The sequence below is a fragment of the Litorimonas sp. WD9-15 genome (assembly GCF_050271975.1).
In the GTDB taxonomy this organism is placed as follows: Bacteria; Pseudomonadota; Alphaproteobacteria; order Caulobacterales; family Maricaulaceae; genus Litorimonas.
In genome coordinates this window covers 2,020,961-2,035,628 of the sequence record NZ_CP189850.1, presented here as the reverse complement: position 1 = coordinate 2,035,628, position 14,668 = coordinate 2,020,961, and the positions used below count along the sequence as shown (strand labels likewise).

At 47.9% G+C, this 14,668-nt stretch carries 7 protein-coding genes; 5 read left to right on the top strand and 2 right to left on the bottom strand.

What is annotated here, in order from left to right:
* From ACP9M6_RS09490 to ACP9M6_RS09475, 4 genes are read left to right on the top strand one after another with little or no spacing between them, the layout of a single operon-like run.
* Window positions 1-1,746 (top strand): SulP family inorganic anion transporter, encoded by a 1,746-nt coding sequence (locus tag ACP9M6_RS09490; protein ID WP_427450550.1) that lies wholly within the window; start codon window positions 1-3, stop codon window positions 1,744-1,746.
* Entirely contained in the window at window positions 1,746-3,161 is a 1,416-nt protein-coding gene (locus ACP9M6_RS09485; protein WP_427450548.1) for a cytochrome ubiquinol oxidase subunit I, read from the top strand. Before ACP9M6_RS09490 ends, ACP9M6_RS09485 begins: the two co-directional genes overlap by 1 nt.
* Before the next feature lie 6 nt (window positions 3,162-3,167).
* Window positions 3,168-4,172, top strand: coding sequence for a cytochrome d ubiquinol oxidase subunit II (gene cydB, locus ACP9M6_RS09480; protein ID WP_427454777.1), 1,005 nt, complete (start codon window positions 3,168-3,170; stop codon window positions 4,170-4,172).
* Complete coding sequence (locus ACP9M6_RS09475) at window positions 4,172-4,321, top strand: DUF2474 family protein (RefSeq protein WP_427450546.1); 150 nt, start codon at window positions 4,172-4,174, stop codon at window positions 4,319-4,321. Before cydB ends, ACP9M6_RS09475 begins: the two co-directional genes overlap by 1 nt.
* Window positions 4,322-5,384: 1,063 nt before the next feature.
* Here the strand turns inward: ACP9M6_RS09475 and ACP9M6_RS09470 are convergent.
* Together ACP9M6_RS09470 and ACP9M6_RS09465 are read right to left on the bottom strand one after the other, a co-directional pair.
* Window positions 5,385-10,703 carry a beta strand repeat-containing protein gene (locus ACP9M6_RS09470; RefSeq protein ID WP_427450545.1) on the bottom strand — a complete coding sequence of 1,773 codons (5,319 nt, stop codon included), beginning with the start codon at window positions 10,701-10,703 and terminating at the stop codon, window positions 5,385-5,387.
* A gap of 169 nt (window positions 10,704-10,872) precedes the next feature.
* Window positions 10,873-12,234, bottom strand: coding sequence for an MFS transporter (locus ACP9M6_RS09465; RefSeq protein ID WP_427450543.1), 1,362 nt, complete (start codon window positions 12,232-12,234; stop codon window positions 10,873-10,875).
* Between the two features lie 145 nt (window positions 12,235-12,379).
* Between ACP9M6_RS09465 and ACP9M6_RS09460 the strand changes: the two genes are divergently transcribed.
* Window positions 12,380-14,131: an alpha/beta fold hydrolase gene (locus ACP9M6_RS09460; protein WP_427450541.1), complete on the top strand. Its 1,752-nt coding sequence runs from the start codon at window positions 12,380-12,382 to the stop codon at window positions 14,129-14,131.
* The last annotated feature ends 537 nt before the right edge of the window (window positions 14,132-14,668 follow it).

Below are 14,668 nucleotides of genomic sequence, written 5' to 3'. Positions count from 1 at the left end.
ATGTCAATTAAACTTTCAAGTTACTTCCCAATTCTAGATTGGGGTCGTCGTTACAAAGGTGAGACTTTCGTAAATGACGGCATCGCTGCCGTTATTGTAACGATCATGCTCATTCCGCAATCATTGGCCTATGCTCTTTTGGCTGGATTACCGCCCCAAGTGGGACTCTATGCCAGTATTTTGCCGCTTGTCGCCTACGCCATTTTCGGAACGAGTAAAGCGCTGGCGGTAGGCCCTGTCGCTGTCATCTCATTAATGACGGCCGCGGCAGCAGGCAAGATAGCGGCGCAAGGCTCTCCCGAATATTTGGCCGTTGCAATATTATTAGCGCTTATTTCAGGTGCGATGCTTCTTGTCATGGGGCTTTTTAAACTTGGCTTCATCGCAAACTTTCTAAGCCACCCTGTTATTTCGGGTTTCATTACAGCATCGGGAATACTAATCGCTGTAAGCCAGCTAAAACATATTCTGGGGGTAAAAGTTACCGGGCATAACTTGTTAGAAATCGGCCAAACCCTCATCTCGAAAATACCCGAAACGAACATGCCGACTTTAATAATAGGCATCATCTCAACAGTCTTTCTATTTTGGGTTCGCGGAAACCTGAAACCTTTGCTCAGAAATATGGGATTAAGCGAAAAGCTGGCAGGCATTGGAGCCCGTGTTGGTCCTGTCATCGCCGTCGCCGTCTCAATTTTAGCCGTCCTATTTTTGGACCTTGAAGACAAAGGCGTCAAAATTGTTGGAGATATACCCAAAGGCCTTCCGCCTATTGCCGCTCCGGAATTTGATATGACGCTTTGGATAAGTCTTCTTGGCTCTTCCTTAATTATTGCGATTATCGGTTTCGTGGAATCCGTCTCTGTCGCACAAACATTAGCCGCAAAGAAACGCCAGCGTATTGAACCTGACCAAGAACTCATCGCACTTGGCGCTTCCAATATTGCCTCTGCATTTTCTGGCGGTTATTCAGTTACGGGCGGTTTTGCGCGGTCAGCTGTCAATTTTGACGCCGGAGCTGAGACACCGGCCGCGGGAGGGTTCACCGCCATCGGCATCGCGCTCGCAACATTGTTTCTGACGCCTCTATTATACAATCTACCAATCGCGACGCTTGCAGCGACGATCATAGTAGCGGTCTTGTCGCTTGTAAATTTCCCGGACATAAAACAGGCTTGGAATTATTCGAAGAGTGATTTTGCCGCGATGATGGCGACAATCCTTCTCACGTTAACTATAGGCGTGGAAGCCGGCGTCATGGCAGGTGTAGTGATTTCAATTGCGATGTTCCTCTATCGTTCATCCCGTCCGCATTACGCGATTGTCGGACAAGTTCGCGATACAGAGCACTTTAGAAATGTTGATCGGTACGATGTCATTACAAGCCCCCGCGTTGTTACAATGCGGGTAGATGAGTCCCTCTATTTTGCAAATGCGCGCTATCTTGAAGACGCTATTTACGAACGAGCACTCGCTTCTGACACGGTCGAACATGTCATTCTCATGTGCTCTGCCGTCAACGATATTGACCTGTCCGCACTGGAGAGTCTCGAATCTATAAACGAGCGGCTGAAGTCCGCAAAAATCACCTTTCATCTCTCGGAGGTGAAAGGTCCGGTCATAGACAAGTTGGAAAAATCCCACTTGACGCATGATCTCAGCGGGGAGGTGTTTTTAAGTCAGCATAGCGCTATCAAAAAGATATGCGGAAATGCATTTGATACAGAAGTGGAATATTACCTCTAATGGAACCTATCGTCAGCGAACTGGCAGTGAACCTCGCAAGAGCGCAATTTGCCTTTACCGTCTCTTTTCATATTATTTTCCCAGCCTTTTCGATCGGCCTTGCGAGCTACCTGATGGTGCTTGAAGGTCTTTGGCTGAAAACGGGAAGTGATACCTACCTTCGCCTCTTCAAATATTGGCGTAAAATTTTTGCCGTGGCGTTTGGCATGGGCGTCGTTTCCGGCATCGTCATGGCCTATCAATTTGGTACGAATTGGAGCGTCTTTTCGGATAAGGCAGGGCCAGTCATTGGACCGCTCATGGCCTATGAGGTTTTGACGGCCTTCTTCCTCGAAGCGGGTTTCCTTGGCATCATGTTGTTTGGCATGGGCCGGGTGTCCAAGCGGCTGCATTTTATTGCGACCATAATGGTGGCCTTTGGGACACTGTTGTCCGCGACTTGGATCCTCTCCGTGAATAGCTGGATGCAAACACCCGCAGGCTTCTCTATCAATGAGGCTGGGCAATTCATCCCTGAGAGCTGGATGGAGATTATTTTCAATCCGAGCTTCCCTTACCGTCTCGTCCATATGGTTTTAGCCGCCTATCTGACGACAGCTTTCGTTGTCGGCGCAGTTGGTGCGTGGCACTTGCTAAAGGATAGAACCAATGAAGAGGCCCGTAAAATGTTCTCGATGGCAATGTGGATGGCCGCGATTGTCGCTCCCATTCAGATCATCGCGGGCGACTTTCACGGCATCAATACGCTGGAGCATCAGCCCGCTAAAGTGATGGCTATGGAAGGTCATTTTGAGAGCCATGATCACGGTGCACCGCTTTATCTGTTCGGCATTCCGGATCAGGAAAACCAAGAACTGAAATATGCGATTGGCATTCCCAAAGCCTCGTCGCTCATCCTCAAACATGATTTAAACGCACCGCTTGCCGGGCTGGATACAATTCCGCGCGAAGATCAGCCGCCCGTCGCAATCGTCTTCTGGAGCTTCCGCATCATGGTTGGCATTGGGATGCTTATGCTACTTGTTGGCGTGACAAGCCTATTCCTGAGATGGCGAAAGCGCCTTTATGAGGCCAGCCTATTTCACAAGTTTGCGCTTGTGATGGGGCCGAGTGGATTTGTCGCCGTCCTCGCGGGTTGGATCACAACGGAGGTCGGACGCCAACCCTTCACCGTATACGGCATGCTTCGGACGACAGAATCGATTGCGCCTGTTGAGGCGCCCGCCGTCGCAGCATCGCTTCTCGCCTTCGTTGTGGTCTATTTCGCGCTCTTTGGCGCGGGAACTTATTACATTCTGAAAATGATGAACAAGACACCGGGCGAGCTTGGCAAATTACCAGGCACAGTCACAAGGACTGCGGGCACAACGCCCGCCGCCTCTCTTGATCCCGATGCCATGAACCACGCCGAATAGGAGGCCATAATGTTTGATCTACCAACAATTTGGGCCGGTCTTCTGGCCGTTGCCATCTTCATCTATGTAATTCTTGACGGGTTCGACCTTGGCATTGGTCTCGTTTTCCCATTCTTGGAAACGGATAAATGCCGCGATGTCGCTATGAACTCTGTCGCCCCCGTTTGGGATGGTAATGAGACTTGGCTAGTCCTCGGCGGCGGCGGCTTGCTGGCGGCATTCCCTTTAGCTTATGCGGTTGTACTCCCTGCGCTTTACGCCCCTTTCATCGTTATGATTTTGGCGCTCGTCTTTCGGGGCGTCGCTTTTGAATATCGCTGGAGAGATAAGGCGCACGAGAAGACATGGGATAAGTCATTCTTTTTCGGATCGCTTCTTGCCACTTTTTCACAAGGCATTGTCCTCGGCGCATTTGTGCAAGGCATTGAGGTTGAAGGCCGGGCCTATGGCGGCGGTTGGTGGGATTGGTTGACCCCTTTCTCCATGATGTGCGGCGTGGCTCTGACAGCTGGATATGCTCTGCTAGGATCAACTTGGCTTGTGATGAAGACGGAAGGTATCCTGCGCGAGAAGGCCTACCGCATCTCCAAAATCACGGCGGTCGCGACATTGGCTTTTATGGGAATCGTCAGCCTTTGGACGCCTTTCTTGTCCCCTGAAATCGCGGAGCGGTGGTTCACATTCCCGCGGCTTCTTTTCGTTCTGCCAGTTCCAACACTCGTCTTTATTCTCGCGGGAGTCTTGGCATTCGGATTGTTGAAACGCCGGGATAATTTGCCTTTTTTTACAACAATTGGCATATTCCTTCTCTGCTTCATCGGTCTTGGCATCGGCATCACGCCTTATATCGTCCCGCGCGCGATCACGATTGCCGAGGCAGCGGCGCCCGACAAAAGCCTGATGTTCATGTTGGTCGGCGCGCTCATACTATTGCCCATGATCTTGGCATACACAGCTTATTCCTATTGGGTGTTCAGAGGCAAAGTTGATCCAGAAGCGGGGTACCACTAATGCCCAAATTTAAATTTCTCCAAGAAAAAGACACGCACATAGAGAAAACAGGGCCAAAGGAGCTGCTTTGGTTTGTCGGACTATGGGGATTGGGCTTCGTCACCATCACCATCGTCGGCACCCTCATCAAGCTCGTTTTGAGAACATAAGATGAGTGCGCGGGTATCAATGAGACGACTGAGCCCAAAAAAAGCCATCAGCTATGTTAAGGATCACAAGAAAGAGCTTTTCTGGGTCTGGATTGCCTATCAGTCCATAAAAGGTATGACAACGCTGACGTTGATATGGATACCTCTCTAGCTTGTCTGGAGAGGGCAATCAGGCGGCTAGTTTCAAACAAATACTAATACTGTCAAACTGACTAAATCTTCCATATGGTCTTGACACGTCAGCCCTCGGAAAATGGCAATACCCGAGAATCTAACAACGCTAAAACATGACGCCTCTTTTTCTGCTTTGGGGCAAAGCGGACCTAAGCTATATTTGTATCTGGACGGTTGAACCAACATCCTGATGAAGTTTTATTAAACATGAGCTGCGGTACGATCAAAGCACGCGGACCGTTTTCATCGGAAGAGAGAGATAAGTAAAACGACTACAAAGAATTACTCATGGAGTGGTGTGAAACGCGGGCCCACCATGAAGAGGTAGTATGGCAGCCAATTAAACTTAAAGGAAAGAAACCTCACCGAGAATATATCGCAATTGAGCTCATCCAGTGTCACAAGATAAACTCAATGTTGGAGAAACTTAGTGGTGGCGTGAGGTCTTTATTACTCAATATAGTGAGCAAATTGAGTGTACGAAAGATTTTGTCACCGTAGTTATTGTTAGACAGGCGAGAGTGTTCGGGCCTGAACTCATCCACTTTGCATAGGTTGACCCAAATTTTTCGACCAAAGTGTTTATCGTTTCAAAAAACACATTAACACCATTTTCGATCAGTGATTCTTCGAAATCACAAAAGCTGAGATTGAAGCAATAATACATCCAGACGACACCTTTAATGACATCTGGATGAAACCGATGATGAGACTACATACACGTTTTCATCAACAGTTCTTAGAGCAATGTACGAGAACTGGAGTTAACGCGACAAAGCCCAATTAAATCTCCAGCATTTTATAAATCATGACACGAAATAAAAGACAGCCCGCAGCAGACGAAAGTAACTTCAGCTAATGACTTGAGTTGTGGCTACAAAGTTTGTCCTCAAAGAATGAAATCACCATCATCAATATCTGCAATGTCTGTATTGAGAAGCACGATCTCATCGCCGTTCTTCAGGTCAATAATGACATGATTGCCGGAACTTCGAATAGCATCCGCGACATCAGAAAATTCGACAAAACCGAAATCTGTTAGATCAATCGCATCATCGCCATTCTTGTTGAAATCAACAATTCGATCTCTGCCCGTTCCCGCTTCGAAAATGAAGATATCATTACCTTCATTGCCTTGCAGTCGATCATTTCCGGCGCCACCATTGATTTCATCATGACCACGGCCGCCACGAATATCATCGACGTCCCCGCCGCCGAAAAGAATATCATCGCCCTGTCCGGCTAAGATTAAATCGTTTCCTGCCCCGCCATCGACAGTATCATTTTCATCACCACTGACGATGGAGTCATTTCCGCCGCCGCCATCAATTGTGTCTTCGCCTTCATTTCCGCGCAAGACATCACTGCCCTCGCCACCAAAAATCTGATCATCGCCAAGGCCGCCAAAGATAAAGTCCCGCGCCAAACCGCCGGATATTATGTCATCACCACTTCCGCCGGCTAGAAAATCTCCGCCGTCACTGCCCGTGATTATATCATTTCCGCCCATACCGAAGAGGCGGTTCGTTTCTCCGCCAGCGATCAAAACGTCATCTCCGGCGCCGCCCCGGAGGTTTTCAACGCTATCCAAAGACGCGGTCCCGATAATATTATCATAATCATCAAAGAGTGTGATTGTCCCCGTGGCGAGATCACCTTCGATATGATCGACGGTTGCATCCACATCCAGACGGTCAGACCCTTCGCCGCCTATGATCGTGTTCGTACCGCCACCAATGGCGATAAGGTCATTCCCGCCACCTCCATCAATCGTATTATTTTGTCTGTTGCCGAAAAGTCTGTCATCGAAAGCTGATCCAATAATGTTCTCAAAGCCAGAAATTTCATCCCGACCAGAAGCCGCATTATTTGTGAAAGTCGAATTCAATCCGACCGTCACACCTTTGCCGTTTCCATTGTCGTAAGTTTCAAAAGAAAGCGTATCAGATCCGTCACCACCGCGCAAAATATCATCACCTGCGCCGCCAACAATCAGATCGTCGCCATCCCCACCTGATATAATATCGTCTTGGGAGGACCCTATAATTGTTTCGTCGCCAGCACTTCCTGCAACATTAATTTCTTGATTTTGCGCCCCCCAGTTCGTGAAACCAAATCCGGAAAGGTCCAAGAAACCGGCATTGCCTAGTGTAATATCCAGAATATCAACTGCGCTCGCTCCATATTGACTACCTTTAATTTCAAGAGTTTCTGAGAAGCCTGTTCCGCCAATTTGAGCGGCGTCAATAATAATTATATTTTCTGTCCCATTGGAACTCACCGCATTCGCGCCAAACTCCAAAATTTCGATCGACTCAATAATCAGACCTCTCAAGTCAATTTCGGAGCCCTCGGCAATATTGACTGAAAGCATGTCAACATCCGCACCGCCATTGACAATTTCGCCCGTGGCGGCGTCATCCTCATTAAAATATCTGAATATGTCATCGCCGCTTCCACCGCTTAGCGTATCAACGCCCGAACTCCCGAGAATTTCATCATTTCCGCCATTACCGCGAATACTGTCATTCTGCGTTGAGCCTACAATCGTTTCATTATCTCCATTGCCTATGACGTTGATTTCATTATTCGCGTTATTCCAATCGGTGAAAGTGAACTGCGAAAGACTGAAATTATCGACAACCCCTAAGAAGATTGTGAAAAGATCATTTGCGTTCGGGTTTTGCGGACTGGACCCGATGATGTGGAGATCATTCGCCAATTTGCCGACGTCGCCAAATTGGTTAGCAGTGAACACGGCTCCCGCTTCTCCGCCTTGGGCGGATGTTGCGAACTGGAACTCTTGGAATGAGACAAGATTCACGTCTCTAAAATCAATCTCGTCTCCATCAGCAATATCAATGGCTAGTCGATCTGTGCCCTCCAAACCACCGCTGATAAATTGTCCTGCAACCGCATCACTGGCGCTTAGAAATATCAATGTATCATCACCGGAAGCGCCAGATGCTTCCGTCAAATCTGCACTCACGTAGATCGTGTCATTACCAAATGAACCTGAGATTCGCTCAACATTCATAAAGCTATCATCGGTGGCAGAGGACTGGCCTGTAATATTAGAAAAGGCTATGCCTTCCACAGCATCAATCGTTACGCCATCTGCAAGGCCAGATAAGTTATAGCTCAGCCGATCTGAACCGGCTCTGCCATCAAAAAAAGACCCTGTGGCACTCAGATGGGCAATGTCGTTTTCATCACCTCCTGTAAAATTAGCAAAATTAACACCTGAGACTCTGAAAGTATTATTCGAAAGTAATGACCCAATGAAGGTTTCTACCTCCAAACCTTGAACAAGAGGAAAGCCTCCACCCTGACTGGTTACGACATAATCAGCTCCTGAAATAAAGCTACTGTCAACACGAATATCAACACCTGAGCTTGCACTGAGATCAAGCGTGTCTTGGCCGTCGCCACCATCAAACCTGTCATTCCCGCCAATGTAATTGAAGCGGTCATCGCCAGCATCGCCAAAAACGATGTTGTTATCGGACCGATCAAGGATGAGGTCGTCACCCCCGCCGCCATTGGCATTTTCGATTGAAAACAGGGAGTCCCCTACAGAGTTACCAATGCTTGACGGAAAAGCCTCTCCATTCGCCAGATCAATTGTGAGATTGGCAGAGGTATAGCTGTAATCCGCCGTGTCATTACCATTGCCCCCATCCAAAACATCATCACCGCCGCCGCCGATTAGAACATCATCTCCGTCACCTGCAAAAATTACATCATCGCCATTGCCGCCATCAATGCGGTTATTGTCATCATTGCCAGTGATGTTATCGTCACCACCACCCAAAATAAGGTTTTCGATACTGGTTAATGTTTCGCCGCCGAAACCGGCGCTCGTCCCAAAGGCCTGCCCTGTGTCTAAATTTACAGTCAGGTTGCCATTTGTGTAGGTGTAATCGCCTGTATCATTGCCGTCCCCGCCGTCAATCTGGTCAGCGCCGGTTCCGCCGGAGATGACATCATCACCATCACCGCCGTCCAGAATATCATCGCCGCCAAAGCCGAAAATGACATCATCACCGCCTTGACCGTAAACCGTGTTAACCGCGCCCGTGCCGGTATATGTGGAATCTCCATCCCCCGCATAGAGGATTTCGACATTGCTGATATTTATCGTCTCGCCATTCCCGGTGATGATGCCCGCCGCGAAATTGAAGTCATAATCGCCTTGGTCGACATCGCCAACACGAATGCCAAACAGTTGCATTCTCAACGTATCAATACCGTCGCCGCCATCAATTGTGTCCGTAAAACCCGATGCTGTGCCACCGTGATCCCATTGATAAAATGTATCATTTCCGGTGAAACCTTGCAGATTATCATTCTGGGAGCCTCCCACTATGATATCGTCATTGGCTCCGCCTAAAAGCAGGTCAGAGCCGAGACCACCAACAAGCGTATCTATTCCGCTACCACCTGACAGAACATCGTCACCGCCATATCCAACGAGGAAGTCGTCGCCGCCATTGCCCGTGAATATGTTTGCGTCTTCACTGCCGCGTATATCATCATCACCGTCGCCGGATGTGATATTTTCAAAATCGATCAGTGTTGCGGCACCACCCGTTTCTATGCCCAGGTCCTGTATCCGCAGAATGCCGTCACTTCTCATATCAAGTGTGACGGATATGTTCGGCAGTGTTGACATATAACTAAAGCTGTCAATACCTGAGCCGCCATCAACCCTACCCGAGAGGTTCGTTGGAGCCGTATTAAAGATTAAGGCATCGTCTCCCGCACCCAAATCTATCAGATTGATAGCCGTCGTTTGCGTGACTGTATCATTGCCGGTCGATAGATAGAAGTTGCCCGTTGTTGCCACGTTAGTATTCGTCAGTGTATCGTCACCCGCAGTCCCGATATAGTTTCCGGCCTCGTCGACAGTCCCTTCAGACGCATAGGAATAAACCTCATATTGCTCATCACCGGAGGCATCCGTGTAAATCAGGGCAAAGCGTGAGACAGAGATGGGTTCAATGTAATACACGAACTCACTCCTTAGAAAGGAGTTTGTCAAATTTTGAATGAGAATTTCAGACCCGACCGGCGTTACACCCGTATCATAGCGTTGAATATGAAGTGTATTCGTTGCCCGATCTAAAATACTGACAAGATATTCGCCCGTAGGCGAACCCGCAGAATTTTCCAAGGCGGTCAATTGTTGTACGTCCCCACTGGTTGCCGTGCCCATCGGAACAATGAGGTTTGACCCTAAAACGCCCGTATCCGCATTAACAAAAGCAATATGCATTAGACCATCGCCACCTGAATTCGATGATTCTGAATAGAGAACCGCAAGGCTTCCCCCGCCCATATGTGCGACGTCATGAACTGCTCTGATCGAACCATCACTGGCAGATGTTAAGTTGATACTTAGATGGCTTGACCCATCAGGATTTGTAACTTCTACATCTATTGTTCTACGTAAATTTAGTCCAAATGTATCATTGTCAAAAATGACGGTCGCGAATCGACCACTATCCAAGGAGACAATACCTTCGTTGAACGGATTTTCATTATTGGAACCCGTAAGAAGACTGCTATCCTCTGTAACCAAAAAAGGCCCCGTTGTCGTGCCCATATCATCTACGGTCCATCCATAAATGGGCTGGTCACGCGAAAAATTATCTGTGTTAAATAGTCTTGCGACAATAAAAATAGTTCCCGCATCATTTATAGACATGGAGAGATCTTGCCCAATGTTAGAAAAAGAGCCTAGACTGAGTGACTGCGTCGAAACGAGCGTCGCCGTTTGACTGTAAGTGAAGATGCTAAGAGTATTTGTATCAAAATCTGCTCCAAGGATGGCAAATCCTCCACCCGAAAGCGCAACAGAGCCAACCAGGATCGAGTCCCCGGGTAAAGCTGTGGTGGCGTTGATGAAGCCCCCAAAACTGTCGGTCACATAGCCCACACTATTTCCAACACTCGCAATCAATATGTTGCCATTTGAAAGCGCCAGCATATCTCCCTTCGGCCCCGCCAGAGAAGCACTCTCCTGCCAGAGTGTCGGCGTCACAGGGGCGTTAACAGTCATATTGAAGCTCGGCATATGAAACGCAACGGGCACAAATGAGACGGTGTTTGTAAGGATGGAATCAGAGTCTTGCATACGCGAGAACGCCTCTAATCCCAGACCCAGATTGTTAAAATAATCAATATTTTCCAATAATTTAAACATATCTCACTCCAATATGTAGGGGCATGAAACATAGCGGTCTATATTTAGAATGGCCCCATCCATGACTGTTCATACAGTCAAATTTCTTCCCCTTTATCCAAGTGGAAAATGGCGCGCATACTCAAAATTGAGTATAAGGCGAAATTTTTTATGAGTGGGAAGGCGGGAGTTACGACTTTGGTTGTAGAGACTCGTGACTGTTCGATTTGCCTGCGGCCAACGTGCCAATCGCGAAATAGGCGGCAATTTTCAAAAGCAGCGGAATACCTGCGTAGAATCCGACTAATATCACTCTGTCATGTGTTTCCACCGGACGAAGACTCGTCCCTATACTGGCAGTCCCTTCCGTCAATCCGATAAACCCTAATATTGGAAAAGCAATCAGCATCGGGAATGTTATAGAAAGTTTTGAAGATGCGTTTTTTATTGCCGTTACAAGTCCTGCAAATTCAGGCTGCCCTTGACGTCGACCGCGTCCAATTTGATCCGCCAGCAGTGAAACGGATAAAACACTATCGGCGACCCCTGAAACACCCAAAATCAGACTGACAATAAACATCGGAACTTTATCACCCACCCCCAAAAATAGTAGGGCAACATAACCACAAATACCCAGCAGCGTCGCAATCCGCCAAGTCCGTATCTTCCCGATATGACGCGAGAGGATTATCCAAAGCGGAATACCCACAAGCATACCGAGGCCGGACCCGATCCAGAATAGTCCTACAAGTTTCGGCATCTCCAAAACATATGTGATGTATAAAAGGCTTAAGGCGCCACCAAACGACTTTGCGGTAATTAGAATAAAAAACGTCCCGATAATTTTTTGTATCTCGTGATGCCCCCTCAACGCTTTCAAGGCCGCTCTCAGCTTGGGCTGTGGCAATCTGTTTGACGCGATATCACTGGGCATAAGCCAGAGATAAATTGGCATCACGATAATGCTGACGATAAAAATTAAAGTCACAACATTGGACAAGGCCTGCGATGTACTCTCCGTCCAAATCAGAGGTGCCGCCGCCCCTATCAGACCTCCAAGGATGAGGAACAGCGTTTTGCTTGACGCTAAGACCGTCCGTTCATGCGGATCTTCCGACATTTCCAAGCCCATTGCCGCCTGCGGAATTTCGCAGATCGTGAAGCTGAAAAAGTAAAGACAACTTACGAGGAGCAGGTAAAGCGGTGTCACTGAGTCAGTTTGTTTCAATAGTAAGTAAACCGCGCAACAAAACAGAGGCAGGCCCAGAATAACCCACGGCTTTCGACGCCCAAAACGAGTCCGCGTTCTATCTGTTAAAATCCCAACCGTCGGGTCCGTGATAATATCAAAGCCCCGGCCAATCGCAAAAAGCACGCCCACCAGGCCTAGCCCCAACCCAAGATCCAGCGCATAGTAAGTCGGGACTATCATCATGAGGGTGACCCACCCCATTGAGAGCGGGAGCATAAGACTGCCATAGGACAAAATCTGCCAAATCGAGAGTTTTGGCGACACGTCTCTGCGCATTCTATCAGCGTCTGATTGCGTCACGTTCGGCTCCCTTATGTCCAACGCGTTATCATTTTGATCTATAAAATCTATATTTTACGCCAATTTTCTCGGCTTCATACTCAATTTTGAGTATGAAGCCGCTTTAGAAATGATTTATGGGCAAGTCACCGAAACGGGGGAAATCGTGACGGCATTCGAAAATGTAGACTTGGTTGACGGACTTTACACCGTGGCGATGGAGCCTGAACGGTTTAGAGAACTCGCTGATATTTGGAGCGATTATCTCAAAAAAGTGGATAGTCAGTCCACATCGACACTGGAAACGGATTTCAATAAATTAGAGAGCCATCTGCTGCGCGCTGAGGCGATTTTCGACATGGTGGAGTCAAATACCGCAATTCTTCCCCCGCGATTATTGGAAAAAATCAATCAGGACCCTCAAGTTATTCTGGCGATTGATAAAACAGGCGTATTTGAAGCTGTAAATAATGCCGGGCAGGCACTTTTAGGGGTCAAAAAAGGCGACACGCTTGAGAATTTAAATTTCCCAAGAGAAACCATCGACATGATCTCTTTTGCCGTAAAGTCACGGTTTGCGTCTTCTGTGGATCATGTTGAAGGTATGCCGAGTTTGCAGCGTTTAATTCGGGAAAAAGAAGATGCCCCTTTATTAATATCTCTTGCCGACTGGATGAATTCTGATGGCAGTCGACTGGTTTTATTGAAGACAGTTGACTTCATCTGGCCCGACTATTTGACGCCCATTATTACCGAAGCCTTTGGCCTGACGGACGCGGAAGCGGACATCATAAAGCTCATCGTGGAAGGGAAATCTGTACAAGATGTAGCTAAGGCCCGGGAGAGCAAACTCACAACTGTCCGAGCTCAAATTAGGGCCATTTACGCAAAGACAGCTACACGCAATCAATCCGAATTCATTCGGATGGCAATCGGCCTAACAACCATGCAGATGATGGAGCGCGAGAGCTATCGCAGCTTTGCCAATCGTGTGGATGGCGGAACACCTCTCGCCTATCCAAGATTTGAGCACGAACATACAATGACGCTGCCGGATGGCCGTATTTTGGATTATGCCGTCTTTGGCGCTCCGAACGGTAAGCCTTGCTTGTTTTTTCACAGCGAGCTTCTTGGCAATATCTGGCCCGCAAAGATTGTGGATTATGCGACAGTAAAGGGCTTACGGATTATTGTACCGGCACGTCCATTTTACGGTAGAAGTGATGGGTATCCAAAGAATGTCGATTACCCAACACAGACGGCAATAGACTTTATAGCGCTCTTAGACCACCTTAACATTCGTCGGGCGTTGCTAATTGGACAAACCTTGGGCGGCATGTATGCGCTCGCCCTGACTAGGGATTTCCCTGACCGCGTTGCCGGAATGGTTATGATTACGCCAATGCTGCCACATCTCAAAACAGAGCATAATACAGGCATGCCTAAGCTTCATCGGTTCATATCTGATGTCGTTCGACGACAACCAAGACTGCTGAACTTTATCGCGCGCGCGGGCAGCGGATATTATCGGCGTGTCGGCCCCATTCGATTCCTACGACATGTGTTTGGCGATCTAGAATGTGATGTCGATATCATCAACGATCCCGTCAACCAAGAAGCGCTCATTCGAACACTTCAATTCGGGTCCGCTCACGGCCACAAGGGGTATGTCGCGGGTTACTCACACATGATTTTCGACGCAGTGGATTTGATGAAACCGCTACCATTTCCGATTTATGGAATCATTGGTGATAAGGATAAAAATACTAGGTTTGACCGAGCAAAAAGCCTTCAAGATATCGGTGTAAACTTTAATATAGTAATTGCAAAAGGCGGTGGAGAACTTCTTATATATAGCCACCCATATCTTGTCGTGGACACGATGCTGATAAGCTGGAAAGTCGCGACTTCGGATTAGTGTGCCCAGTGAATGGCATGATCCATCAATTCTAAATAGGCAATGAACGGAGTGTCAGAGGAAATGAAGATCGTTCCGACAATGGACTCTAACGTCCGCAATGAGGGTAAATCTACGCTCTTCAAACCGAAAAGCTGCCGATAATAGTTGTGGATGAAGTCAGAGTTCACAGGAATAGCAGGTCACTCCAGAATGGAATTGCGAGACAGGCAATGGGACACGATAGATAGTCGATTGGGACATGATCAAACCCATTCTATAATTATTAGCCTTCATATTGACCGATAGGATTGCACCATATTTGATACCTCATGTTTGAGATAAGAGAGTATCTTGATGGAGAGGGATCGAGACGTTTTGCTGATTGATTTAATGCGCTCGATACAAAATCGGCACTGAAAGTGACAACTCGTCTAGCACGCCTCGAAAGAGGCAACACTTCAACCTTGAAAAGCATCGGCAAAGGGCTCTGGGAATGTCTTATTCATTGGGCCCGGGTTTAAGGGTATATCTAGGGCGGGATATCGATAAATTGGT